The 26,623-nt window shown below is 46.6% G+C and carries 21 protein-coding genes, 1 tRNA gene and 1 pseudogene; 11 read left to right on the top strand and 12 right to left on the bottom strand.

Annotated features, from left to right (window positions below; genetic code table 11):
- The first annotated feature begins 649 nt into the window (after positions 1 to 649).
- The gene (locus I1H34_RS17255) at positions 650 to 1,735 is read left to right on the top strand and encodes an IS630 family transposase (RefSeq protein WP_212662243.1); all 1,086 of its coding nucleotides are present in this window, start codon (positions 650 to 652) and stop codon (positions 1,733 to 1,735) included.
- A gap of 4 nt (positions 1,736 to 1,739) precedes the next feature.
- Here I1H34_RS17255 and I1H34_RS17250 read toward each other — a convergent pair whose 3' ends face one another.
- The gene (locus tag I1H34_RS17250) at positions 1,740 to 3,446 is read right to left on the bottom strand and encodes an IS1634 family transposase (RefSeq protein ID WP_212662242.1); all 1,707 of its coding nucleotides are present in this window, start codon (positions 3,444 to 3,446) and stop codon (positions 1,740 to 1,742) included.
- 1,396 nt (positions 3,447 to 4,842) lie between these two features.
- On the opposite strand from I1H34_RS17250, the gene I1H34_RS17245 reads away from it, so the two are divergent.
- The 4 genes and pseudogenes from I1H34_RS17245 to I1H34_RS17225 all read left to right on the top strand — a co-directional run bounded on the left by I1H34_RS17245 (position 4,843) and on the right by I1H34_RS17225 (position 7,937).
- Positions 4,843 to 5,229, top strand: coding sequence for a hypothetical protein (locus I1H34_RS17245; protein WP_212662241.1), 387 nt, complete (start codon positions 4,843 to 4,845; stop codon positions 5,227 to 5,229).
- A 394-nt stretch (positions 5,230 to 5,623) separates the two neighbouring features.
- Positions 5,624 to 7,015 (top strand): annotated as a pseudogene (locus tag I1H34_RS17235) (ISKra4 family transposase).
- Positions 7,016 to 7,032: 17 nt separating this feature from the next.
- Positions 7,033 to 7,245 carry a hypothetical protein gene (locus I1H34_RS17230; RefSeq protein WP_249369336.1) on the top strand — a complete coding sequence of 71 codons (213 nt, stop codon included), beginning with the start codon at positions 7,033 to 7,035 and terminating at the stop codon, positions 7,243 to 7,245.
- Between the two features lie 86 nt (positions 7,246 to 7,331).
- Positions 7,332 to 7,937, top strand: coding sequence for a nucleoside triphosphate pyrophosphatase (locus I1H34_RS17225; protein WP_212662240.1), 606 nt, complete (start codon positions 7,332 to 7,334; stop codon positions 7,935 to 7,937).
- On the opposite strand, the gene I1H34_RS17220 is transcribed toward I1H34_RS17225, so the two are convergent.
- From I1H34_RS17220 to I1H34_RS17200, 5 genes are all read right to left on the bottom strand, one after another.
- A complete protein-coding gene (locus I1H34_RS17220; RefSeq protein ID WP_212662239.1) occupies positions 7,921 to 8,469 on the bottom strand; it encodes a L,D-transpeptidase in 549 nt (182 codons plus the stop codon). The two genes, I1H34_RS17225 and I1H34_RS17220, sit on opposite strands and share 17 nt — an antisense overlap.
- A 327-nt stretch (positions 8,470 to 8,796) precedes the next feature.
- Positions 8,797 to 9,626 (bottom strand): IS1 family transposase gene (locus I1H34_RS17215; protein WP_212662238.1). Its coding sequence is split into 2 segments (ribosomal slippage): positions 8,797 to 9,282 and positions 9,285 to 9,626, totalling 828 coding nucleotides; the frame shifts between segments, so codons are not numbered across the junction.
- Positions 9,627 to 9,711: 85 nt separating this feature from the next.
- On the bottom strand, positions 9,712 to 10,935 hold the full coding sequence (locus tag I1H34_RS17210) for a clostripain-related cysteine peptidase (RefSeq protein WP_249369334.1): 1,224 nt from the start codon (positions 10,933 to 10,935) through the stop codon (positions 9,712 to 9,714).
- A 466-nt stretch (positions 10,936 to 11,401) separates the two neighbouring features.
- Positions 11,402 to 12,229, bottom strand: coding sequence for a type I methionyl aminopeptidase (gene map, locus I1H34_RS17205; protein WP_212662237.1), 828 nt, complete (start codon positions 12,227 to 12,229; stop codon positions 11,402 to 11,404).
- A 225-nt stretch (positions 12,230 to 12,454) separates the two neighbouring features.
- The gene (locus I1H34_RS17200) at positions 12,455 to 13,999 is read right to left on the bottom strand and encodes a phytoene desaturase family protein (protein ID WP_212666314.1); all 1,545 of its coding nucleotides are present in this window, start codon (positions 13,997 to 13,999) and stop codon (positions 12,455 to 12,457) included.
- Between the two features lie 89 nt (positions 14,000 to 14,088).
- Here I1H34_RS17200 and I1H34_RS17195 point away from each other — a divergent pair, with 89 nt between their 5' ends.
- Positions 14,089 to 14,889, top strand: coding sequence for an undecaprenyl-diphosphate phosphatase (locus I1H34_RS17195; protein ID WP_212662236.1), 801 nt, complete (start codon positions 14,089 to 14,091; stop codon positions 14,887 to 14,889).
- Between the two features lie 16 nt (positions 14,890 to 14,905).
- On the opposite strand, the gene I1H34_RS17190 is transcribed toward I1H34_RS17195, so the two are convergent.
- The gene (locus I1H34_RS17190) at positions 14,906 to 16,090 is read right to left on the bottom strand and encodes a GNAT family N-acetyltransferase (RefSeq protein WP_212662235.1); all 1,185 of its coding nucleotides are present in this window, start codon (positions 16,088 to 16,090) and stop codon (positions 14,906 to 14,908) included.
- A gap of 181 nt (positions 16,091 to 16,271) precedes the next feature.
- Between I1H34_RS17190 and I1H34_RS17185 the strand changes: the two genes are divergently transcribed.
- Positions 16,272 to 16,353 (top strand) — tRNA-Leu (locus I1H34_RS17185).
- A 29-nt stretch (positions 16,354 to 16,382) separates the two neighbouring features.
- Here the strand turns inward: I1H34_RS17185 and I1H34_RS17180 are convergent.
- On the bottom strand, positions 16,383 to 16,814 hold the full coding sequence (locus I1H34_RS17180; RefSeq protein ID WP_212662234.1) for a hypothetical protein: 432 nt from the start codon (positions 16,812 to 16,814) through the stop codon (positions 16,383 to 16,385).
- Positions 16,815 to 16,903: 89 nt separating this feature from the next.
- Entirely contained in the window at positions 16,904 to 17,869 is a 966-nt protein-coding gene (gene nadA, locus I1H34_RS17175; protein ID WP_212662233.1) for a quinolinate synthase NadA, read from the bottom strand.
- Positions 17,870 to 18,730: 861 nt separating this feature from the next.
- Between nadA and I1H34_RS17170 the strand changes: the two genes are divergently transcribed.
- The 4 genes from I1H34_RS17170 to I1H34_RS17155 all read left to right on the top strand — a co-directional run bounded on the left by I1H34_RS17170 (position 18,731) and on the right by I1H34_RS17155 (position 23,214).
- A complete protein-coding gene (locus I1H34_RS17170) occupies positions 18,731 to 19,018 on the top strand; it encodes a cell division protein SepF (protein WP_212662232.1) in 288 nt (95 codons plus the stop codon).
- Between the two features lie 184 nt (positions 19,019 to 19,202).
- A complete protein-coding gene (gene glcD, locus I1H34_RS17165; RefSeq protein ID WP_212662231.1) occupies positions 19,203 to 20,672 on the top strand; it encodes a glycolate oxidase subunit GlcD in 1,470 nt (489 codons plus the stop codon).
- A gap of 235 nt (positions 20,673 to 20,907) precedes the next feature.
- Entirely contained in the window at positions 20,908 to 21,918 is a 1,011-nt protein-coding gene (locus tag I1H34_RS17160) for a TIGR00266 family protein (protein WP_212662230.1), read from the top strand.
- Between the two features lie 144 nt (positions 21,919 to 22,062).
- Positions 22,063 to 23,214, top strand: a complete 1,152-nt coding sequence (locus tag I1H34_RS17155; RefSeq protein WP_212662229.1) for an L-dopachrome tautomerase-related protein — start codon at positions 22,063 to 22,065, stop codon at positions 23,212 to 23,214.
- Between the two features lie 321 nt (positions 23,215 to 23,535).
- Here I1H34_RS17155 and I1H34_RS17150 read toward each other — a convergent pair whose 3' ends face one another.
- From I1H34_RS17150 to trhO, 3 genes are all read right to left on the bottom strand, one after another.
- Positions 23,536 to 24,531, bottom strand: a complete 996-nt coding sequence (locus I1H34_RS17150) for a fatty acid desaturase family protein (RefSeq protein ID WP_249369332.1) — start codon at positions 24,529 to 24,531, stop codon at positions 23,536 to 23,538.
- Between the two features lie 354 nt (positions 24,532 to 24,885).
- Positions 24,886 to 25,539, bottom strand: coding sequence for a glutathione S-transferase (locus tag I1H34_RS17145; protein WP_212662227.1), 654 nt, complete (start codon positions 25,537 to 25,539; stop codon positions 24,886 to 24,888).
- A 5-nt stretch (positions 25,540 to 25,544) separates the two neighbouring features.
- A complete protein-coding gene (gene trhO / locus I1H34_RS17140; RefSeq protein WP_212662226.1) occupies positions 25,545 to 26,486 on the bottom strand; it encodes an oxygen-dependent tRNA uridine(34) hydroxylase TrhO in 942 nt (313 codons plus the stop codon).
- Positions 26,487 to 26,623 lie beyond the last annotated feature (137 nt).

Raw genomic sequence — 26,623 nt, 5'->3', positions numbered from 1 at the left:
TCTCTTAGAGTTACAGCTGCTAATTATTTAAGGCTGTGAGACATCTTCTTGAGCCTTGGAATGACTTTCTGGATTAGAGGTAGCATCAAAAACTTGAGGCAATGGCTCTCAGTGATATCGGCTGCAATATTGCTTTAGATAGGGTTCTAATTACTTCATCCCAGGCTACATTTATAGTCTGGGATGAAGTAACTAGAACGGATCTTTAAAACATCTCACGCCCTTGTAGCCTATAGGTCATGCCTCAATACTCTAACTGTTAATAGGTCTCAAAAGGTTTGGAGTCCTAGATTTGTAGCATTCTGCCTCCCATCGGTATCCAGCTTCAGTTTGATACCGATGTCCAGAACATGGCTATCAATTTAAATGCATTAGACGAAGAACTACTAGACCTCTTGCAATATTCATTTCACGATATGCCATTGGCTCATAAACTGGGCCAATTCTGTCTATATATTTGAGACTCCATTCATAATCTTGTGATCAATTACACAAGAGGTCTAATGATCCTACATTCAGCAGGCTAGCTATAGATCTTCAGAAAAGCATCCGTGGTTTTAGCGACACTACATCTTCATTAAATATAGTAACTAGCTCCTGATACTCTTAGCTCTGGCAAGGATTTCAAGATTATCAGAGGTCATCCAGTATGCTCGCACAATTCAAACTGCGCTTTACCCAATCAACACGCAAAAAGATTGAAGCTAAACTGCGCCAGGCATACGGGAGTCAGAATTTACGTCTGGTCAAACGTATTAGTGCTTTATTGCAGCTTGGTCAAGGTGGTTCAGTGGCACAGGTAGCTGAAACATTGGCACTAGGCGAACAAACGATCAGGGATTATCTGCATGCATTTCTAAAACGAGGTATCGCTAGCTTTAGATACAAAGCGTCTCAAGGACGTCGCAGCAAACTCACTCCACGGCAACGACAACAGCTCAAGTCATGGATTAAAGCAGGTCCGCTCAAAGCTGGATACGAGTGTGGTTGTTGGAGTGCATTAATGGTTCAAGACCTGATTGCGAAACGCTTCAATGTTTCCTATCATCCCCATTATGTGAGTACTCTACTGAGGAACTTAGGCTTTTCATTTCAAAGAGCACGGTTTGTTGCAGCTCATCTCAATGAAGCCAAGCGACAAGAATGGATGACACACAAATGGCCTGAGATTTTGCGTTTATCAGCAGCCAAAGATGCCCTAATTTTATTTGGGGATGAGGCCAGTTTTGCGCAGTGGGGGTCGTTAAGCTACACCTGGAGTCTTCGTGGAGACCAGCCAACATTGCCCACCAGTGGTAAACGGAAGGCTTACAAGGTGTTTGGATTAATTGATTATCATTCTGGTCAGTTCTTCTATCAAGGTCAGACGGGACGCTTCAATTCTGAAGGGTATACTGCTTTTCTAACTCAAGTACTCCAGCAGACTCACAAGCATATTATTCTCATTCAGGACGGGGCTAGATATCACACCAGTAAAGCAACTAAGCAGTTCTTTGACCAGCAATCCGCTCGCCTTACTCCTTTCCAATTACCCACATATTCTCCTGACTTCAACCCAATTGAATTCTTGTGGAAGAAACTCAAAAAACGCAGCACACACCTACGGTTCTTCAAGCAATTTGATGACTTAGTTCAGCAGGTCGATGAGGGGCTACTGTACTTTAGTCAGACTCCCAATGAAATTACTGTCTTAATGGGCAAATATTGCAAAACCTTGGGTACACAAGCTGCCTAGCTAATCACGGATCTTTATCTGTAGATCTATAGCAGAGCAGATAATATTTTTTACAGCCCTTCCCAAGGAACGGCAAGATAAGTTGCTGCCTGCTGTTGAGCTTGATGAGATGCTTGGCACCATCAAGCCAAACTAAATGGACGGCCTGAAAGCATTGGAGAATCCAACGTAACGTAGGTTTCATAGTTTGTTTCCCCTTCTGATTAGGGAGAGTTGTTTGTACTTGTTCTAGTGCATTTCTTAACTGTCGTTGTCCTAAGCTGTAGACCATCAAACACAAGGCCATGATCATGGCTAAGGCAGCGATACGCCGAGGTGTCTTCAGGAAAACACTAGAGGCAAAGAAGAGTGGATCTTTGATAAAGCGAAAGCCTCCTTCACACGCCTGCTGGTTCTTATACTCGCGCAGAATATCATCATTGCTCCATTGCTCTTGTTCCAAGAGATTGGTGGCTAAGATGAAACGACCTGCTTGCCGCCGATAGCGTTCGATGACTGGCTCATTGAGGGTTAAGGTAGCCTCAATAGAATAGGTGTAGTGAGTCACAACCGTTGCTTTTGTCGGTCGTCCAGCCTTTGAATAATGAGGTTTTTTGTGGATTTTGAGATCGTCAAGGGTGTGATACCTGAGGATTTTGCCAAAATCTTGGGCTGCAGCTAAAGCATCTGCAGGGCACAAGAAGGTCTGTTTGCAGAGGGTTTTAAGTGCAGTAGTTTTTTGGCTAAACGCCTGATCAATCCGCTTTTGCACTTGTTTGAGTCCAGAGTCTCTGCGAGCTTTACTTTCAACCACCAGCCACCGTTGTTGAATCTCTCCATAGGTACTACATACTTCGACAAAGCTATAGCCGTTGAGAGCACTGGGGTGAAACTGTGAACCCGGCAGCCCTTGTAATAAGTCTTGGGCTGCCGTTGAACTTGCTGGAACTCGGCTAATCCAAGATGTACTTCCTAATGCTTGCAGATTGTCGGCACTGTAGAGGGCACTATCAGCAACAATCACCTCTGGCTGTTGCTGACTCCACTGTTGCTTAAATTCATGGATGATAGGCACAAACGTACTTTTGTCCGCATCATTACCGTTGCCCACTTGTAAAAATAAAGGAATACCCCCGTCCCCACTCACCAGTAGGTTCAATACAAACTGCTTGAGATCACGACGATTGTCCCGTGAGTAGCCGTAGGTGATTTTCACGGGTATCGGCTCCTCTGATTCAGCCAGTGCAGGGGAGGGGGACTCAGGTGCAGAGGGGGATTCGTCTGACGCCTCAACCTGTGGTTTATCTAAGTATTGCCCCTCAACACTAAGGCTTGTCGCATCTAGATGCGCACACCTTAGAGCTACATCGAATTTCTGAACGACTGCCATTGCCACATGGATAAATATCTGGGTCACACCATAGGCATAGAGCTTGTCGAGGACTCGACCGATACGGGTATCGTTGAGGTGCTCTGGCAGTACACCTTGACCGAGTAAGTGCTCGGTTGCTTTGCTTTCGAAAAACTCACTAAATAAGTACAATGGAGCACTCAAAAAGCCCATACCATTTAGAATCAGGGCTTTGACAACTTGACCACAACTAACATTCTCTTGCTCGTGAGTACCTAATAATCGATCCACTATTTCGACAATGCCGATCTCATCGACGATACCGGCAATAATACCGAGATGGTCAATATCCTGAACGTCTATCTCTTGAGGTGAATACATGGACTTGCGTTGAGAGACAACCTCAAAATTATCCCTTGATGGTTAGTACCTGCTGAATGTCGGATGATTGTCCAAACCAAGGTAAATCAAACCGCGCCTACTTTTCCATAAAGGTAGAGAGTCAGGAAAATCAGACTGAGCTTTGGCACCCTTCAATTCAGTATGTGGCGATGATGCAGCATAAAAACTACAGCCTGGATTTTTATTAGATCTACACTAGCTGAGATCAACATTACCTCCGTCGCTGATCCACTTTTCCTTGGTAATCATTGAAGCTATCCATGATTCATCGCTGATGGTCATATTTTGTTAGTTCCAGACTTAACACCCGATTTTCTGAAAGCACAGCCAGGTAAAACCAATAGCTCCTTATCACTGATCTAGCTTGCCCCAGATATTGGACAGTTAGCCGAGGGTAGAGAATATAGATTTGCAGGACTTTTGCCAGGGAAAGTCACGTTTGACATCACTGATAATAGGTTGGCAATGATGATTTACGACTTCAAAGAAGCCAATCCAAAACAGATACAGTTGAGTTTTGGCATGTAGTTCCTGGATAATCTCCAAGATTAGAGTACACAGAGTACAAATTGGATGTTGTTTGAGGAATCTACGGTATCATTTTGTTCTCCTAAGAACTGTTTATTGAGAGTAATTAGGTAAAACTGTTTGTCGGACTAATAGAACTGACATCAAAAGATATACAACATTTTCTATATCCAGTATGCCAGGGCATTTCAGTTATCTAGAAAACACCGAGACAATCTTTTCAACTATTTGCATATAAATTCATGCATCTTCGAAGATACATTAGGCTTATTCCGAAGAAATAGCTATAACCTCAACGATGACACATATTGAGCTAGCAAACCTCATTAAATATACTTATTTTACCGAGCGAATTATTCTGAATAATGTATAAGCTTATACATTATTCAGAATATCAAATAAGTTTAACTCACTTTAAAGATACCTATAAATGTACAACAAATATCTCTAAAGCTAGTTTTAACAGAGACAAAAAAAGACTTAAATCAGTAAAAATACTCAAAATATTTATACGCTCATATATCCTTCCATGTATCTTTTGCTTGGCGAAAATAATCCTTAAATGATTACTATCAAAGGGCTATAAGGAGATATCAATATATTAGACTCCTCCAAATAAACTCACTTTTTTTGATTTTCTAATGACATTAGTATAATTACTTAGTTTTTAAGAAATACACAAAAATACACAAATGTAAACTATTACTTTGCTAGACAATATAACCTAGTTCAGAATTATTACTCAGTTCGACATTATGTCGAGATGAATAAAATATTATCTAAGAGAATAAAATCTTTTTAAGAGTATTATTCTTCTCTTTTGTGATTGTTTTTGTGTGGATTCATCATGACCTCTAACGAATTGATTGATTTTTATCTAGATCATTTATCATCAAGCATGACGGCATCAGATTGCCGAGCATTGTGTTCTTCTGTACTAGAAGACTGGACTTGTGTGTGTGTCAAGAAAGGGATTGCTTTAGTAGGTCACATTTATAATCATCCTAAATATCCTCAAGGGCAAGAAATTAAAACTTCAAGGATTGATGGATTTTTTGCTAAGGATATGCACATATATATCACTACTCAAAATTCTATGTATACCTTAGGAGTACCCAACGAAGAATTTGCTGGAGATCTAGAGCTTTTATTTAATGACTCCATTGATGACACGACAGGACTCGCCTCTAATGCATTTGATGATGCCCTAGCAGAGTTTTTTCTTAAACGTTAAATAAAGTAGGTCTCGGTAGTGCTTAGATGATATCGAGACCTTGGTAGAACACCCTATGACAATCTGCTATCGAAAAAATAATAGTCAGCCATGATACGTATAGGTACTCAAGGCAATAATTAATTGATTTGATATTTATTTTGGCAACAGCGAACGATTCCATACTGTGATGTGCACTGCTTTTTATTCAATTTTAAACTCGGTTCAAACGGAGATTACAGTGGTCCATCCTAAAGAGGTTGGAGGTTTTGAGCGAATTCGTGAAAAGTCTACTTATTCCCCTATTTATCTTGGGCTGCATCAGTCTGGGGCGTAAGCAAAGGATCGGGGATGCATGGCTCAAAGAAAAACGGGTCAAGGACAATAGATCCTGTACCCGAACCAAAAAACTATCATGACCCTACCATCGCAATTGCTAACCGTGCTAGCCCATGACGAATTTCTAGAACAAACTGAAGCACTCAAAGTATCAACCAGCCTGAGTCAGATGGTTTATATCGTTCTGCAAATGGGCTTGTTTCTAGCTCGCTGTCTTCTGGAGGATGAACTCTCAAGGCGCGCGAAAGCAGTATTTGTATGGCCTGTATGTACTACCTGCGGAACCCGCTTACATTCGAAGGGATGGGAATCTCGTCAGATGCAGACACTGGTAGGCACTATCTCTTGAAAGCGACGGGTGGGCCGTTGTCCCAAAGGATGTCCAGGCAGTCTGTTGACTCCCCTGGATCAAGCCATTGGGATTGCCCCCTATCAGCACAGCAGCGAAGAACTGGTGCGTCTGGGCTGCTTGTTGAGTCTGTTCATGCCCTATGAACTGGCCAGTTGGATGCTGGGTCAGTGGAGTGGTCTATCCGTGAGTCCATCCAGTTTGTGGAACTGGGTGCAATCCGTGGGTAACAAAGCTCAGCAGGAATTAGAAGCTCAACTCAACGCTCAATCATCAGGGACTCAGGCCCCTTGTGAAGCGATTTCAGAGATGTTATCTGCTCTACCTTTGGCCATTGCCGCCGATGGTGTGATGGTCCCCTTTCGCCCCACCCCGAACTCACCCAAGGGAAAAATCCAGTGGCGAGAAGTCAAAGTCGCCATCTTAGCTCGCCTGGGAACACGGGTTACCCGAGCTAAAAAGGAGGTCCCCCAATTACTGCGTCGAAGACTGGTGGCAGTATTGGGCGATATCGACCAGTTCATCCCTTTACTTCAACTCGAAGCTCACAAACAAGACTTTGAATCTGCTCCAAAAGTCATCTGGCTCAGTGATGGGGGACGAGGCTTCTGGCGAGTCTATCGCACCTTGTTCTCTCATTGTGCTGTGGCAGTCCTCGACTTTTTTCATTCAGCAGGCCATCTGGCACGAGCAACTAAAGCGATGTTTGGAGATGCCCGCTCTGCTCAAGCCCAAGCCTGGTTCCGGCACTGGCGACACCAATTGCGACACGGGCAACACCTACTTGTATTACGGTCCTTGACGATATTGATTCACTCACAACTGTTAACGGGAAAGTCTTTTTCAACGTTGCTCCAGGTGCAGGCTTATTTCCAACGCCATCATAACCACATCCGTTATCGGCACTTTGAACAGCAACAGATTCCTCTCGGGTCAGGAATGGTTGAAAGTGCATGCAAGTGGTTGATTCAGCAGCGCTTTAAGGGAGTTGGCATGCGCTGGAGTGAGGATGGTTTCAACCATTTACTGATCTTGAGAATTGCCTGGGTCAATGAACGGTTTGACTCCTTATTCCCAGAGGTGACCATTCCGAAAACTAAGGCATCCCCGATCCGCTAAATACGCCCATCAGTCTGTTGGCAGGCTACTTGCGGTTTATTGTCGATGAAAAAGGCAATATTCCCTTAAATCGCTTTCGGTTGACGGGATGTATCGGTGAGTTTCTGGTGGGCTTGTTTTTAGGGACAATCGATTTATCTTCGCGTCAACTATCGGAGAACGCGAAATCGGCTTTACTGGTTTATGCAGGAATCACTCTGTTCTTTCTGGGGTTTCGCTTTGGTACATAAGCGCTGCGATCAATGAATGATCGCTAAGTTGGGTCCAAAAGCAGGGCAAGCTCCTCTAGACTGATACCAGCTTGGTATCACTCCCTATGACTATCCCTTTCATTCTGGCGTCTGCTTCACCCGCTCGTCGACAACTACTGAAGACAGTGGGTGTCGATCCGATGGTTCTTCCCAGTCATTTTGACGAGTCTCAGATCACCACGACGGATCCAGAAGCCTTGGTAACGACCCTCGCTACCGGCAAAGCTGAAGTAGTCGCTCAGCAGCAACAGTCTCCTGCATTAGTGTTGGGATGCGATTCTGTATTGGAGTTGGGGGGAGAAATTTATGGCAAGCCCCAGGGTACTGAGGATGCGATCGCAAAATGGAAAACCTTGCGCGGTCAAACGGGCCTCCTCCTCACAGGACATACCCTGATCGATCTGCAGCAGAATCGTCAGCTCGTTCGTTGCCAAATTACCGAAGTAGATTTCGCCCCCCTCACGGATGCTCAAATCCGAGCCTATGCAGAAACCGGTGAACCTTTACACTGTGCAGGCTGTTTTGCCCTGGATGGTCGAGGTGGACTCTTCGTTGATCAGATTAGGGGCTGCCATAGCAACGTGATTGGCCTGAGTCTGCCGCTACTGCGGCAGATGCTAACAGAGCTGGGCTATGACGTGACAGAACTATGGTCTAACGAGTCACCTTAACGGGAGTCCCCACAGCAACCAGTTCAAATAACTCCTGAATATGTTCGTCATACATGCGGACGCAACCGTGGGACGCCGCTGAGCCAACAGACGCCCGGTTGGGAGTGCCATGAAACCCAATCCAGTTTTTGCCATTGGTCCAAAATCCTAACCAACGGGTGCCGAGGGGATTATCGGAGGCACCGCCAGGAATCACATACCCTTTACCCTGAAAAGGATTTTGCCAGGGTGGATTGCGAACTTTGGTCTTCACGGCAAAATCTCCCACGGGCGTAGGCCAGCCAGCTTTTCCTACCGCGACTGGATAGGATTTTAGGACTTGATCGCCTTGCAATAATGTCACCTGGCGACGACTAATGCTGAGTTCTAACCGGCGAGTTCCATGGGCACTCGGCAAATAATTTCGCGGTTGATCCAAGCCTGGTAAAGGTGTTTCTGGAATATTTTTCTCTGCTGCTTGAGCTATATCAAATAAGGCTATTGTGCCGACAGAAATTACTACACAGGCAATTTTAATAAATTCAGTTTTCATGGGAGAAATTAAAACAGCAGAAGATGCGTTAGAGACAGTAAACCAATAGTTCCCAAATATCTGTTCTTAATCTAGCTCATGGAAATTTGAAGAGCAATATTTATTTTTTCTGCAAATATAATTGAATCAAAGAGATTCTACCTTGCTCTTTTTTTTCGTTAAGCGTATTTTTAACTCAAGCCACCCATGGGCATCAGCGATCGGCGCTGGGGGTAGCAATAGCCAGATAAAATGTCATGGAAGCTTCAGCACAGAGTGCTATTTCCTTTGAAAGCTCAAAATATCTCAACGGATCATATTTCTCCCTTTGCTGCGTTCGGTCGTGCATCAAACAATTGTGGGGTAGGTGAGTATGTCATCCCAATGCCAAGCTCGCGAGGCTAGATCAGCACGTTGTGCCGCCGTTGTTTTAAGCCGACTGTGTGTCCAAATCCAATTGAAATAGCTGACCACTAATCGAGCAGTGACTTTGGTTTGCGCCCACACTTTGCCAAATTTGTTCTGGCGTCGATGCCATCGACCACTGTGCTGTCGAATAATGCCATTGGTGCGTTCGAGTCGTTGAGTTCTGTCCTTGCCAATGTAATGGTCAATCTCCCAAGGCAACACTCTTTCGTACCCCCCCCAATCGTCGCTATTCCAGTCCTTGCAATCGGTCTTACCTTCAGTGCTAGTCACCAGTTCATTCAATAATGAATCGGTGTGCTTGCCCACACGACACGAGAGGATCACGCCGCTTGTATTTGCCAAGGTAATCGCCATCCAACAATCACCCATCTCTAGCTCATGGGGAAGACAGTGTTTTTGCTTTTTTTCACAAAGGACCACATTTCATCTGCACTGACATCCTCCGTTTCAACGGCTTGCACTTGACCATTATGGAGTTGCTGAGATCGTTGGCTAGCAGCTCTTACTAGAGAGACTACAGTGTTGTAAGCCAGGCCACTGGTCCGAGTGATACCTCGAAGACTACTCCCTTCTGCATGGGCTTGGAGGACTTGTCGGACCTGCTCTGGACTCACCTGACGACGATAGTAAAGGGTATCAAAGCGTTCAGTAAAGGTCTGCTGGCACTCAGGACAACGGTATCGTTGAAGCATGTTGGGCATCTTGCCATGCTTGTGTGCTTTGGAATGACCGCATAGTGGGCATTGCATGGGTAGGTTAGAAGCTGAGCTGAGCCTCTAGTATACTCAACCCACAATTACTTGAGGCACGACCCTGCGTTCCTTCCTGTTGAGCTTATAAACCTAGGTCAGGGGAATATGACTGCCCCTCCACTAAACGTGCATATAGCTCCACTATGTCCACTCCCTGATACAAGGCTAAAGAAGAATAACGAGTAACATCTTGTTGAGTTTCAGGAAAATATAAACCTAAGCCACACAACGCTTCAGTCTCAGCATTAGGTAGAGGGGGACCGAAAAGTTTTCCTCCAGTCTTATGGGACACGATCACCGAGGTTTTGAGAAAATCAGTAAATTCAATGAGTTCATCCTCACCTTGTTCACTGAATGCCGAGAGACGCTTGAGTAGACTGAGCGCATCACAATGTAGCTCATCGAAGTATTGAAAAGTGGAAATATTTAATTGACTGAGTGTAGGTAAATGACTCTTCAGAATGGATTGGAGCAATTGGGAGAGTTTTTCTGGAATTCCCCCGACGGCTTGGTTATCCACTAAAGTCAGGGTGTGATACATATCAGCCCTTTCAGCATCCATGATGATGGCGGCGGCTTCGCGTCCATTTGCCAAAGAGTCAAGCTGTTTCAGCCAATCCTCATAGTAGTAATTAGGAGCACCAAGGGTAAGTTGCGAGGCAAGGGTGTATCGCGCACAGTCCCTGGCTTCGTAAATCACTTCAAGGGTCGCTTTGTTGCAATTTTGGAAATACAGTAGCTCAACCTGGCCATGAACCGACTGGTTGAATTGACTGACAGCCCGGGTAAATTGGTCAACCTTCATCCAGGTGCGTGTCTGATGATTTTGGGTGTGATCATCTGGACTCAGTTCATTAATCTTGCCACCATGACCCACCACCATAACGGCCCAATAGTCAGCTTCAAAGGTGTGATTGGCCCAATTCAAATACGCTACAAAAGCGGCGTTATCGCTACTGTCTTCTCCTAAGACCTCGATCTCAGTGACAGCACCCTTCACAATCTGACGACGGCGCATTCGGGATTTTCCCCAATAGTCAGATTGAACCGTTACGGCTACTTCAGAATTTTGAGTGCCACAAGTCAGCATTTCAATGATAGGTTCACCAAAATGCGAAAGGTCGTTATCGTAGGGCATCCAGTACAAAACAGCCCATTTATGGCGTGATTTGGATGGAACCCATTTGGAGGGTTTGGCAAAGGTTAGATGACTGCCGGCAATTCCAGCTAAACCGGCTGAGCCTATTGCATATCGACAGAATTCTCTTCGCTTAATCATGATGCGATTGTAGCGATTGGAATCCACAGGCTACCGAGCTAGGCATTTGCGGCTGGCGGGAGGCTGAACGATACTAACACCAGACTTCTCAAGCAATAAACTCGAATCTCAAGCCCATCCGTTATCTCAATTCGCTGTGCGACTACTTTGGGGCGCACCATCCTGTCCCTTTCAGGTACTGATAGTCTGAACTAGGACATGTCCCCGTGGATCCTCTATTGCACGGGGACACGGCATCAGGAGTCACTGCAGTTGGATTAACCCATCCGTCCTTACCTGACTCGCAAACTGAGCTATCGATTGTTTTATCAATTCTGTCTGTTGACTGACAACCAGAAGCCAGAATTAAGATCCCTATCGCTGCTAATGCTTGAAGCATTTCTCGTTTAATAAAGCTGCACAACAACTTTTTTATCAGGAGAACATTACTTCACTGCATCAAGCAGTGAAGATAAAGGCCTATGATCTGCTGCAAGTTTAGGGGCAGTTATTCCTATACTAGATTACGGTCTGTCAGAATCTCATAGCCTGTCTTGGTCACCAGGATTGTGTGCTCAAATTGGGCTGACAGAGCGTTATCAACCGTAACCGCCGTCCAGCGGTCGCGAAGAATCTTGGTCACCTTAGTTCCGGCATTGAGAATCGGTTCAATCGCTAATGTCATTCCCGAACGGAGTTTGACATTACGCATCTGAGGAGTGCGGTAGTTAAACACTGAGGGTTCTTCATGGAGATTGCGACCTACCCCATGTCCCGTGAAATCTTCGACGACTACAAAACCATTTCCTTCCACATGGTCTTGAATAGCCCCGGCAATATCCATTAGATAATTACCTTCTTTAACCTGCTCAATCCCTTTGAAGAGAGATTCTTCAGCCACTCGAATCAGCTTGGCGGCATCATCGGTTACTTCTTCCACCGCAATCGTAATGCAGGAATCACCGTGGAAGCCTTCAAAAAATGCGCCTGTATCCACTTTTAAAACATCACCCGACTGAATGACTTTTTTGGAGTTGGGAATACCATGTACCACTTCGTGATTAATGCTGGCACAAATAGAGGCTGGAAAACCGTGATATCCCTTGAAACTAGGGGTAGCCCCCATCTCACGAATTCGCTTTTCAGCATGGGCATCTAAATCGGCAGTGGTCATGCCCGGTTCGACCAGTTCAGAAATCTCTTTCAGGACAGTGGCTACAATCCGAGACGACTGTCGCATGATCTCAATCTCACGCTTGGACTTGATTTCAATCCCTCGACCACGTTGCTTCGATATAGAGGGTTGGGCAGGCTGAGCCAATAGATTAGAGAGAATGTTCATGCGTTTTTGAAGACAGGTTTGCTGAGGATTTAGACCAATCGACTGAACAATGTAGCAGCAAGCCACTACATGAATTGATTACCCTACCCCTAAGGATAACGCCAAATTCTCTTTCATAGACACATAGCCACTGCCTTAAAAGGGCATTACCATACTGACCAACGCCTCTTCCCTTTGTTGAGAATTGTGGTTAATCCTCTCCAGTCCCCCCTGAAACTCTAGCCTTTAATTTATGCAGCCAATATGTCGAAGCATTTCCAGCTGTTGCTGGGCAGGGACTAGCGCATGGGCCCCTAAGAATCCACTGGCCGCAACCGCAGGCATACCAATACCCGGAAAAGTGGAGTCACCACAGCAAAGCAGACCCGGAATTTTTGTTTTGGGGCCGGGGAAAAGGCCTTGACCTGCCCGAATCCCTGGGCCATAAGTACCCCGATGGCGGCGTAAAAAGCGCTCATGGGTTAAAGGCGTACCGACTAAGGACACCTCGCAACGGGCTCGAATATCGGGAATAATCCGCTCCAGAGCCTGCCACATCACCTCGGCTCGCTGCTGCTTAAGCTGGGCATAGGCAGCACTATTATGGTCCAAACCTTGCCAGAGGTCATAGGGTTCATTACCGGGGGTATAGACATGAATCACCTGTTTGTTTTCTGGGGTCAGAGAGGGATCCAGAAGGGATGGGATAGACACCAACACCACGTTCTGGGGCGCAGTCACCCCTTGCTGCCAATCGTTAACCACAATGTAGTGACACGCTAAATCTGAGGGAAGGTCCAGCCCGTCAATACCCAAGTGCAAGTGCATAAAGCTGGGGCAGTCTGGCAAGGTTTGTTTTTGGCGATAGCGAGTATGGGAAGCGGGCAGTAAAGAGGCTGTATCCCAAAAAGACGCATTAGAAATCACCGCCTGACGGCATCGCAATTCCTCACCTGTCCGCAATCGCACCCCAACGGCTCGCTGGTTCTCAATCAGAATCTCCTCAACGTGGGCACCGAGTCGAATTTGGCCGCCCTGTTTTGTCAAGCCTCGGAGTAGTGCATCTGCGATCGCACCACTGCCACCGATGGGATAATCCAACACCACATCCGGGCGATACCATTCCCCAAACATAAAAGCCATTTCCGCCGCAATAATCCCATCTGCGGGTAACCCTGCCAATAAAAAACTCATTAAATCTAGCCAGTTAAGCAGAAATGGGTCCGTGACTTGTCCCTCAATCACCTGGCTAAAGGGACCTGTGAGTTGGCTGAGGTAGGGGATTTGTTTGAGCAGCTTGGGGATAAACCGACCAACGGTTTGTAATACACCTAAGTCAAACCGTATTGCTGCAGCAGGAAGTGCGATCGCAGCCTCTTTCAATGGCTCCATTCGTTGCTGCAAGGTCCGCCATTCGGCAACCGCTGAGTCTCCTCTCAACTCCTGCACGACATCACAAAATTGATCGGCCCCGACAGAGGTAAAGAAATTCCCCTCCGGTAAACAACATCCCCAAGTATCGTAGGTGGCCCATTCCAGATCCTCATCAATGGCATCCAAGACCTGGCGTAAGGGGTTAGGAGATGGACTAAAGGATAATCCCGAAAATAGAGAAGGCCCCGAGTCAAAGGTATAGCCCTGGCGTTGGAATCCATGAGCCGCTCCCCCTGGCAAAGTATGACTTTCACATACCAAAACCTTGAGGCCATACTGGGCTAACAGTGCCCCACAGCTTAATCCACCAATGCCACTGCCGATGATGATTACATCTAAATTGTCGTTATTCACCATCCATAAGTACCCCATAGCTAGGTTATTAATGGTAAATTCGCCAAGGATATTAAAACAACGCGATTTCTCTTCATTCCCTTTAAACGGCTATGACCTTACTGCAAGCAATTATTTTGGGGATTGTGCAAGGACTCACTGAGTTTCTGCCCGTCTCCAGTTCTGGGCATTTAGTGCTCGCCAGCTATTACTTAGGTTGGTGGGAAAAGCTGCCGCTCTATGTGGATATAGCCACGAACACGGGTACCTTTTTTGCTGTTCTAGTTGTCCTTCGTAAGGATGTCTGGCAAGCTCTATCTGGCTTTTTTGCAGGCCTCACTTCGTCTGCAGCTCGCCAGCAAGAAGGGTGGCGGATGGCGTTACTCGTTGTTTTAGGCTCCATTCCCACGGCCATGATTGGTTTGGGATTGAAACCGATTTTTGAAGAACTCAATCAGCCGCTGTATGTTTCCTTTGCGCTTATTGTCACGGGAATCGTGCTGTGGTTCACCCCCAAGTCTGGCCTCAAGGGGAATGCCATGTCTCTAGGTTGGCTAGATGCCACCATTGGCGGCATTGCTCAAGGCTGTGCCGTCATTCCAGGAATTTCTCGGTCGGGTAGTACCATTTCCACTATGCTCTGGCGAGGTGCTACATCCGATTTGGCACCCCGATTCTCTTTTCTCATGTATTTGGTAGTGTCCTTCGGTGTCGCTATTTTGGGTATCGATGAAGTGCGAGAAGAAGGGCTGCAACTCGCTCCCCTCCTTGGCATGATTATTGCCTCTTTTATTACGGGCTACATTGCGTTGCTTTGGTTGTTTTCTGTCTTAAAAAAGGGACAGTTTAAATGGTTTGCCCCTTACCTTTGGGTCGTCGCGGCGATCACGCTCATTAAAGTTGCCATAAGCTAATTTGGCAGCACCTCAGCTAAAAGTGATCGCTCAGCCAAGGTTGAGGACCACTAAAGAGCATAGTCGCCAAAGCCAGGACCTCCCTCGATCCATCTACAGCTCCCAGCAGTTTCAACTCCTGCGCTGTCAACATGCTGGAATATAGAGGAGCAAGACCTCGAATATTCAACTTCAAGTCGCCCCGCCCCCCCGTTCTCACTTGTCCCTGCCCTTGCGACACTTGCAATACAAACTGACCCGAGTTGGCAGGCACGAGCGGATCTTCTACCTGTAAATGCAGCTCTGCTTCAAGGGCCGGTGGGTAGCCCCGCAAAGTTAACGCCTTCGGTAAATCGACAATCCGCAACAACCAGCGCTCCGTTTTTTGCACCTGATAGGTTTGTTCCGCCAGCATCAGTTGAAATGGGTCAACTGGAGCCCCATACCAGAAGATGTCCTGGGCCAAGGATCGATGATCGGCGAAAAAGGTCCACAGTCGTTGCCCTGCGGCGGGGGTTAACCACACCCAGTCGTAAATATTGATGTTGTAACACCCAGAATCAACCTGATGGGCAAAGATAACATATCCCTCCGGGTGCGCCTCTTCCCCAATTAGGTAGGCATAGATAGGGGTATCATCCTCCAGCATCTGCTCCCAAATGGCTGGATGTCGATCCAGGTTGCCGTTGGTTTGTTGGGCCCGCTGCTGATACAGCTCGGCTAGGACAGCTAAATCGCTGAGGTCAATCGCCGTTATAGGTAAACTGCGATCTTTAATCGTCAAGGACTGAGTGGGGAGCTGATAGCGACAGTAGGTGCCCGCTTGTTCAAACCCCACGCTTCGGTAGAGTTGTGAAGTGGAAGCATACAGGGTGGCTAACGGAACGCCCTGCTGATGCAAAGTTTTCACCGTTTCTGTCATAAGGAACTGGGCTACCCCTGCCCCTCGATATTCTGGAGCTACTCCTACCCCAGCAATGCCATGCATGGGAATTCGCTGCCCCCCAAACCACTGCCCCATGGGATAAATACCAAGGCCACCCAAGACCTTAGGGCCGTGGCAAATCACCCTTAAATTATCTTGCCCAAGCTGACGCGCATAGGTCTGCCAATGCTCAGGAGACACATTGAAGCATTGGGTCACAACTTGGCCCAGGGCTTGAACTTGGCGTGAGGTCGCGGGTACACCAACCTCATAGTGCTGATGGGAAAACTGAGACATTCTCACGCACCTCTTCTAGAATTGCCCCTGTTCAGTCTCCAGCAGAGACCTCTCAAACCAGTGTCTGTCAACAGATAGGCAAAAATTTTCGGTCCCCAGATGACATCCAGGGATATGTTGGTATACTAGATGAGCTTTTGTGCATTAGTCATCCTGACTAGTGTCGAAGCGCTTCCCGTTTGCGGATGTGGTGGAATTGGTAGACACGCACGCTTGAGGGGCGTGTGGCTTATGCCTTGCGAGTTCGATTCTCGCCATCCGCATAGCTATTCCTTGTAAACAGAAAATTGACCTACGGTTCGGTTGCTTCCGCTTTAGGGGCAAACAGAACATTGTCAGCGTGGCTCTGTGGGAAAAAGTTAACACCCACGGCTGATGCCGCCACATAAACCGTACTCAGTACCACAACAGACAGCAGACTTCCTGCCAAGCCCATGGAAAGGTAGCGTCGAATCCCCTGATCGTGAGCTTCTATTTGGGCAATCCTAACTCGCTTATGGGTTCTCCGATCTTTCCCGAGCAATACGACAAAGTAATATTTGCTTCCCAGCAGAGAGAAGGATTTACGGACATCGACTTTTCTACTAGGCGGAGAGGAACTGGTTAAAGCCGTCATCATGGCCTGACGCTGCTTGGCATCAAAGGATTCGGCTACCTCAAAGGGGAACTTGTTGAGAAATCGAGCGAGGGCTTCCTCTTCCTTACTGTTATTTGCCGGAATCATCAGGATTTTCTCCCAAACTGTACTAGCAGAATACCGTGGTTATTCTGCCCCAAACAGCGTGATTCCACTTAATTTGTCGTGGCGAGCCATCAGGCACTCATGTCTAGCATGCGCTGAATGGGATGGAGGGCCGCTTGGCGGATATCTTCCGGCATTGTGATTTCCGGCTTGCGATCGCGCATGGATACGTACAGCTTCTCCAAGGTGTTCAGCCGCATATAGGGACATTCATTACAGGCACAATTCCCCGTAGGTGGCGCGGGAATAAAATTTTTGCCAGGGGCCTGCTTCTCCATCTGATGCAGGATGCCCGATTCAGTCGCCACAATAAAGGTGTCTAGAGGGCTAGTCTGGGTATATTTCAGGAGTGCCGTTGTTGAGCCGATAAAGCTAGCATGTCTCAAAATAGTAGCTTCGCACTCCGGGTGAGCAATGACCTCAGCCTGGGGATGCTTGGTTTTGAGTTCGATTAACCGCCGTTCAGAAAAGGTTTCATGAACGATACAGCTGCCTTCCCAGAGCACTAAATCCCGCCCTGTTTCCGCCATTACATAGCGACCCAGATTTTGATCAGGGGCAAAAATAATCGGCTGATCGGCTGGAATTTGATTGACGATGTGGACCGCGTTGGAGCTAGTACAAATAATATCGCTCATGGCCTTGATTTCAGCCGTACAGTTGATGTAAGAAATCACCAAATGATCGGGATGAGCAGCTTTGAAGGCTGCAAATTGGTCCGGAGGACAACTATCTGCCAATGAGCATCCAGCATCCAAGTCGGGTAGTAATACCAATTTATCTGGATTGAGAATCTTGGCTGTTTCTGCCATGAAGTGGACCCCAGCAAACACAATGACTTCAGCATTGGTTCCGGCAGCTTGGCGGGAGAGTCCTAAAGAGTCACCGAGGTAATCAGCGACATCTTGGATCTCAGGTTCCTGGTAGTAGTGGGCCAAGACAATGGCATTCAGGTCTTTCTTCAGGTCATTGATCGCACCCACTAAATCATGGGGCGTCAACAAAACATCATTTGAGCGGAGGGCAGTTGTAAACACTAGTCAGCGTCTATTTTTTGGCGAAGGTTAATAGAATATAATTTGAATTATAGTTGATTTTACCAAAAATGCCTAATTCTACAGTTCTAACCCTCTGCCCAAGGGACCAATCCTGGAGCTGATGGGGGGTGTACTCCATGACTCAAACAGTGAAGAGACATTCTAAAAAGGCTTAAGAACGACAACAATTCTCATTTTAAGAATATCCACTAAAAAAGCTTTCCCAGCAAGGCTTTTAGAGTTCTGAGATCAAGCACATGTTTTCAAAATACTCATCAACTCCATATCAATGAGTTGTCTAAGCACTATTACCACTGTCAAGAACAATTCAGAGCAAAGACTGGAAGTGGGAAAAGTACCAACGGATAAGGCTCAGAGTGTTAGTCTGCCAAAATGAGAATTGCTGTAAGAACAATGAAGAAAATTTTCAAATATTAAATTAAGGTAAGGCTTATCCCTGACAGGGGTTCAGGAAATTGGATCAATGCTAGCCTGTGTGCAGACAAATGGTTACACAACTGAATATTTCTGGTATCGTTGCGTTAGCTTTCACTAACGTTTAGTTTGGTCTCGTGTATTCTTCCACTTGGAAATTCTTAATTTAGTCACTTAGTTTTACTAAGGCGTGGTTTGAGGAAGATAAAGCTGATAGGGGGGAGAAAAGTTTTAGGCTTCAATATCAGTGTTTTTGGAGTTTACTAGCCGAATTTTCTTAATAATTCGCTAGTGAAGATACTAATGCTTATCTCGCACACATTATTCCCGATATATAGTTCGGTATCCTTTTTAGGAGACCGGACTGGATGCGTGTTGGCTTGGGCATAATTGCATTTGACCTATTTCAGCATCACGACTTAAATCATGGACAATGTCATTCCTTTGTTTGGTTCTTCACAATCGGAAATTAAGGTTGTAAAACCCAGCTCTTTTGAAGAAGCTCAACAAGCAGTCGATCAACTAAAAGCAGGTCGCCTGGTTATGTGTAATGTTTCTGAACTGCCCTCTCACTTAGCTCAGCGCATTATCGATTTTTTATCCGGTAGCATCAATATGCTCTCTGGAGATGTCGTGAGAGTGGGTAGTGGCGTTTTTCTCTACAGTTTGACGGAAATTGAAGTAGCAGGCTTCCAGGAGCAACGATCGGCTTAAGTTTTTTTGGTCTTCTTAACTATCCAAATGATGTCGGTTTGTGTTGCAGCAGTAGAAGCGACAGGGTAAATTGGCTGCTTGACTGAATTTCTCTAGTCTTAAGAGGGCGTGATTCTAGTCTAAGCTAAGCATAGGCAGGGTCTTTACAGCCTGCTTTTTTCCCTTTTCTGCAGGCGAAATTTTCATGATTGCCACAGGCACTCAACTTAATTGGCAACCCATCATCCGGCAGATGCAGACTGTTGTCGGCCAGGACGGGGTGATAGTGACCCCAGAAGAGTTATCTGTCTATGAATGCGATGGCTTAGCCAGTTACCGGCAACGCCCCAGCCTCGTAGTGCTGCCCCAAACGACGGAAGAAGTAGCGGCAGTGGTGGAGATTTGCGATCGCAACCAAATACCGTTTGTGGCTCGGGGGTCAGGAACTGGCTTATCTGGCGGTGCAATGCCCACGGTAGGTTGCGTTTTAATCGTCACCTCCCGTATGAATAAAATTCTCGAAATTGATATTGATAATCAATGTGTGGTGGTCCAACCAGGGGTCATTAATGCTTGGGTCACCCAGGCAGTGGCTCCAGATGGCTTCTACTATGCGCCAGATCCCTCTAGTCAGATCATTTGCTCCATCGGTGGCAATATTGCCGAGAATTCCGGTGGCGTTCACTGCCTGAAGTACGGGGTGACCACCAACCATGTGTTGGGGATGAAAATGGTCCTCACCAATGGTGATGTAGTGGATTTAGGCAGCAAAGTCCCTGAGATGCCAGGCTATGACCTGACCGGGGTATTTGTGGGGTCGGAAGGAACCTTAGGCATTGCCACAGAAATTACCTTAAGAATTTTGCGCAGTGCTGATGCTATTTCAGTTCTACTCGCCGATTTCACCAGTGTTGATGCCGCGGGGAAAACCGTTGCCGACATCATCGGGGCCGGGATTATCCCCGCTGGCATGGAAATTATGGACAACTTCAGCATCAACGCGGTGGAAGATGTGGTGGCAACCGACTGCTATCCCCGAGATGCGGGCTCCATTCTTTTAATTGAACTGGATGGCTTGCAAGTTGAGGTCAATGCTAGCAGCGAACGGGTTAAAGAAATTTGCCGCCAAAATGGTGCTCGTAATATCGCCGTAGCCACAGAACCAGAAGAACGGCTCAAGCTTTGGCAGGGACGGAAAGCTGCTTTTGCGGCTGCCGGAAAGCTCAGTCCCAACTATTTTGTCCAAGATGGCGTCATTCCGAGAACGGAACTGGCCTATGTATTGGGTGAAATTAATGCCCTAAGCGATAAATTTGGCTACCGAATTGCCAATGTTTTCCATGCAGGAGATGGAAATTTACATCCGCTGATTCTTTATGATGAGTCCATTCCAGGTTCTTTAGAAAAGGTAGAAGAGTTAGGGGGCGAAATCCTGAAGCTCTGTGTGCGTGTCGGGGGAAGTATCTCTGGCGAGCATGGTATCGGGGCGGACAAGCGCTGCTATATGCCGGATATGTTTTCTGAGGCTGATTTAGAGACGATGCAGTGGGTGCGTCATGTATTTAATCCCAAAGAGTTAGCCAATCCTGGCAAGGTTTTTCCCACTCCTCGTACCTGTGGAGAGGGGGCTCATACACATTTGCCTGTGGAAATTGATGGGGCATTGTTATTTTGACAGTAGTTTTGCATAAGACCTGCGTTAATCGCTAATTTTGCTGTGTTATGCAGATATTTCGTTGCTGTAGTTCGCTCCAGTAAAAAGCTGCTTCTGACCCATTTGAACGTTTCATTGCAGACTTGAATTTGTAGCCTGCAATCTGGGAAAGCTATATCACATCGTTCCTTGCTCCCACGACTTGTGTGGACTTTGAGCAACGATATCTGTAGTTTGGTGAGCAGCAATTAGAGACATGACAACTTGGTATTTCAATTACGGCAGCGATCGCCTAGGCCCCTTCGACGAAAAGCAGGCCATTGACCAAGCTAGACAAAATTCCAATGGCCATTGCTGGCGACAGGGATTTACTGATTGGCTCCCCATTTCCCAAGTGGCCGAACTCCGGGGAGATGCCCCTGCCGCTGCTCCACCACCTCCTCCCCCCGTAGGTCCGGGTGCAGCCCATGAAATCGACTATCAAATTTTCGGCGAAGACATGCAGTTTGTTGAAGTCGAACTCGATCCGGGCGAAAGCGCTGTGGCTGAGGCGGGAGCCATGATGTACAAAGATGCTGTGGTCCAAATGGAAACTATTTTTGGGGATGGCTCAGCCCAAGCTTCCCAAGGCGGCTTTATGGACAAGCTAGTCGGGGCGGGTAAGCGCCTAGTCACTGGAGAAAGTTTGTTCACGACTGTCTTTACCCACGGTGGCCCTCAAGGTAAGGCCCATGTTGCTTTTGCAGCTCCCTATCCGGGCACCATTATTGCCGCCAAACTCAGTGATTATGGTGGACGATTGATTTGCCAAAAAGACAGTTTCCTTTGTGCCGCCAAAGGCGTTCAAATTGGTATTCATTTCCAAAAGAAGATTCTCACAGGGCTTTTTGGCGGTGAAGGCTTCATCATGCAAAAGCTAGACGGGACAGGCCTAACTTTTCTCCATGCCGGGGGAACGGTAGTCCAGCGTGACCTGAAAGCGGGTGAAACCTTACATGTTGATACGGGCTGTCTCGTTGCCCTGACCGATTCGGTCCATTACGACATTCAGCAAGCGGGCAATGTTAAGTCGGTTATCTTTGGCGGTGAAGGGTTATTTTTTGCCACCCTCACAGGACCTGGACATGTGTGGTTACAATCTCTTCCCTTCTCCAGAATGGCAGGTAGAATGCTAGCCTCAGCACCTCAACGGAGTGGGAGCGGTGGTCGAGGCGAAGGATCCTTGCTCGGCGGCCTTGGTGATTTGCTAGATGGAGACAACTTCTAAGGTTTGCCAACAGATATTTTCATAGCTCTCAAGCTCTCTAGTTTGATGGCAGGTTAATTCAACCCTTCAGCGCCTAACTTAGTGCTTGACTTTCACCTCTATCTGAACGTTAATCACCACTAGTAGGCGTTTGGAGCACTCCCGTTGAATTGGCCTGACCTGATTTTTTTTCGTAGACGAGTTGCGATCGCAATCTGCACCTGTTTATGCCTAATTGGTATTCATCTTCATACTCCCCCCGGAGTCACAGCCAAACCTCCTATTAATCAGCTAGAGATTGTTGCTGAACTCCCCCAAGGAACAGAAGTAGGCAATATTGCGGTTACAGCTGATAAACGAATTTTTTGTAGTGTGCATAGCTTCTATGGCAATACGAATCGGGCCATAGAAATTCTCGACCAACAGAATTGGCAGATCTACCCCAATCCAGATTGGGGGAAGGCGCCTGATGTTAATCCTCCCAATTGGTCGGGCCTCAACAATACGTTGGGAATTCAGGCAGATGGTAGGGGCAATATTTGGTTCTTGGACAATCCTAGCCCCACCTTTTCGACAGGTCGGCTCATTGCTTGGGATACGCGGCGCAATGAGCTACATAAGGTTATTTATTTACCCCCACCCATCATTACGGGAAATGCCTTTCTCAATGATTTTGCCGTGGATGTCAAACATGAGGCGATTTATATTGCGGATACCTCAGGTGGAGCTGATGCCGCTTTCATTGTCGTTGATCTGAAGTCTGGCTTAGCTCGCCGAATCCTGCAAGGGAGACCGTTTACAATCCCCGAAGATATCGATATTGAGATTGATGGCCGAGTGATTTCGTTAGGAGATGCCCCAGCTAGAATCGGCGTCAATCCGATCACTATCGATCCTGCTTACGAATGGATCTATTTTGGGGCCATGAATGGCAAGTCAATCTATAGACTCCGCACCTCAGATGTATTGAATCAATCTTTAAGCGAGCAACAGTTGAGCCAAAGAGTACAGCGTTACGGTGATAAACCCATTAGCGATGGCATTACGGCTGACAGTGCCGGCAATATTTATATTACGGACATCACGGCTAATGCCCTCGGTGTAACGAACCCCGAGGGCAAATATCAGATCCTCTATCAAGACAATCAAAAATTGAGTTGGCCTGATGGTCTAGCAATTGGTCCGGATGGTTATGTTTATGGAACGGTAAACCAACTCCACAAATCCCCACCACTCAATAACGGAATCAATGATGCGATCGCACCTTTTTTGATTGTTCGTTTCCCTACTTTGGCACCTAGCAGTGTCGGTCGATAAAAGAAGATCTTAGCCCCAGCGTTTATCCAAGGAAGAGGGTTGTTTATCCTTGATCTTAAGAGTTTGCTTAAGAGTTTGCTTAAGAGTTTGCTCAATTGCCCACCCATCTTCTTCACTAATCAAAACGGCATTGCCCTGCTGACTTGTAATGGTCAGCAGGGCAATAGGTATCGTTGACGCGGTCGATTAAGCCAATTAACTTACATCGAGAATGATTGGGGCAGGAGGCATTTTTCTCTATCAGCTTTTTTAATGCTGTTTAGTTGTGGCCATCTTAGTCCCCTCATTCTTTAGCTGTCCTGCGGTAAAGACCATTACTCATCAGGATGTTGTTGCTTGGGGGTAACTAACCTCTTCCTCGCCAATCGCCATCAATCTAAGCCATCTGTAATTAGAGGCAATGGCTTCTGCAAAGGTTGGGTAAACCATATAATCGACATCAAATTCCTGGCAAACTTCTGCCACGATGGGAGCAATTTTGGGATAGTGGATATGACAGATCTGGGGAAACAAGTGATGAACGGCTTGGAAGTTGAGTCCACCCACATACCAATTTAAGAAAAAATTGCGCGGGGCAAAATCTGCAGTCGTTTTCAGTTGAAAAATCGCCCATTCATCTTCAATTTGGTTCGAGTCTGGATCCGGCTGAGGGAATTCAATGCCCTCCATCACATGGGCTAGCATGAAAATCTCACAGACAATGGCCCCGTAAGTCCAATAGGCGATACAGAAACCTAGGACTATCTGTAAAGGGGAGTAGCCTACCAAATAAGGAGTGACCATAAAAAACGACACGCCAATGACTCGGCCAACCCAAAATGATACGTAATCGATGGGTTGCTTTGTAGGTATGGAGTTGGTTTGATAAGGGGTGTTGAGGATGAACCGTTGGATATCCCTGAAATACCAATAAATGGGAATAAAGGGGTAAATAAACCAAATCCAATAATGCTGCCATCGATGGTGAGATTTATGGGGGGCATGGGGTGACATGCGGACCACACCGTCTCCCTCAATTTCGTTGTCATACCCTTCGATATTGGTATAGATATGATGCAACTGATTATGGCGAAATCTCCAGAGGAAACTAGAGACGCCAATAACGTCGTAACAGCTGCCAACAATCCGATTGACAAGAGGACTAGAAGAGTAGCCACCATGATTGGCATCATGACCAACGCTCATACCGAAGCCAGCCACCCCCATTCCTAAGGCAACACAACCCAGTATCTTAATAACAAGATTGGGTGGCCCAAAGAGGATGAGGCTCCAAGCAGCCAACGTCCAAGTGGTAATGACTACCGTCTTGAAATACATTGCTGGATTATCCCGAGGCCTGATATTGTTTGTGGCGAAATACTCGTTGACTCGTCGGCTCAATTCTTTCCTAAACCCGACGTTCCTGGCAAAGGTAACTTGTGGATTTGTCAATTTCGATACCTGTTTAGTTGATCGAATTTTATATCTAAACCTTGCCCTTAAATGAGAAACAGTGGATTTCAGAAATTTTCTTAATCAAAAACCGATGTAACGTTGGCCTGCACTACAGTAAGTCAGGAAATACTGAGAACTGTGAAAAGTTGTATCTTGATATCGAAAAAGTTTCCATTCAAGGGTGCATGGGCTTTTTGTGGCGACATCGAGATTAGACAGTGAACCGATCTGGCAAAATTATGAATTCGGGAACAAAGGGCCAATTTCACCCAATTTCCACTGAGGGTACTTGCCCATAATCTGCAAGAAGATGTCTGATTCTAAAAAATCTGCTAGCCAAGTCTGCAAATTGGGCCAAGGTTGCGCTTCAAACCAAGGCTTGTCTGTATTAGCAAATTGACGAACAAAGGGGGCAATCGCCATATCTGCCCAGGATCTTTGCTGATCACACAGATAAGTGGTCTTACTGAGTTGGTGATTTAACGTCTCTAAGAATTTGGAGCCTTCCGTTCGGTGTTCTTGAGCATTGGCATCCTCATAACGCTGAGCATACTTATAGCGGTCTAGATGATGCTTAAAGTGACCATCACATTCCGCCACTAATGTTTGCAGATTCGCCATTTGGGCTGGATTAGAACGGAGCCAGCCGTCAGGATCATGTTGTTTGAGGGCCCACATCATAATCTCTAGGCTTTCTTCCAAGATGGAACCGTCTACCTGCACCATTACGGGAACCGTTCCTTTGGGAGAGGCATCCAGCATTTCCTGGGGTTTGTCTCGCAACACTACTTCCCGGAGTTCACAGACCTGTTGGCTAACAGTCATAGCCAGTCGAGCCCGCATAGCATAGGGGCAACGGCGAAATGAATACAAAATGGGATAAGTTGCCATGAAAACTAACTGCTTGGATCCGGTTGATGGCGGGCATATTTTGCCCCGATGTGACGTTGGTTTCGTTGCTTAGCTAGCTCAACTTGCCGCTGACGTTCAGCAAATCGTCGTTGTTGTTCTTCTGTTTTGGTGCCATAGCAGTGGGGGCAACTTTGGCCGGGCACATACTGTTCCGATGTCATCTCTGCCGGGCTAATCGGTGTGCGACAGGCTCGGCAGAGATGATACCGACCGGGTTTGAGGCCATGACCGACGGCAACCCGCTCATCAAAGACAAAACAGTCTCCTTGCCACTGACTTTCGTCTTCTGGCACCTGCTCTAAGTAACTGAGGATGCCCCCTTGCAGATGATAGACCTGTTCAAAGCCTTCATGGCGCAATAAGGCTGTTGATTTTTCACAGCGAATGCCCCCTGTACAAAACATGGCGACTTTCGGCTTTGTCTGTAATTCAGCTTGTTCTTTGAGCCATTCAGGCAACTCTGAAAAACTTTTGGTGTTAGGATTGATCGCCCCGTTGAAGGTGCCGATGGCCACCTCATAGTCGTTGCGCACATCAATGACTACTACATCTGGATCCGCGAGTAGTTGGTTCCAATCTTCCGGCTTAACGTATTCTCCGACGGTTTGGGTGGGGTCAATGTCTGGAACCCCCATTTTGATGATTTCTGTTTTCAGCCGGACCTTCATTCGATAAAAAGGCCGTTTCTCTGACCAGGATTCTTTCGGGGCTAGATCGGCAAGGCGTGGATCATCCCGCAAAAAATTTAAGACTGCATGGATATTGTGAGGCAAACCTGCGATCGCACCATTGATTCCTTCTGTCGCTAAGAGAATAGTGCCTTGAACATCATTATCTTGGCAGCAGGCTAAAAGAGATTCCTTCAACTCCGCATAATCTTGCAGCTCGACGAATTTATAGAAGGCAACCGTTAAAAATTCAGACATCAATGTTGATTGAAAATATCTAGGAATAAGCAAGACACAGTCCCTCGCCATGAAGGTCTACTGCTTCAAGCTGTTTCCTATGTTAGGACATCCCCAGGCATCCTAGATATTGCAGATAGTCCAAACACTGATCTAAC

It is taken from the genome of Acaryochloris marina S15 (assembly GCF_018336915.1).
Lineage (GTDB): Bacteria > Cyanobacteriota > Cyanobacteriia > Thermosynechococcales > Thermosynechococcaceae > Acaryochloris > Acaryochloris marina_A.
This window is presented reverse-complemented; position numbering and strand designations above follow the sequence as displayed.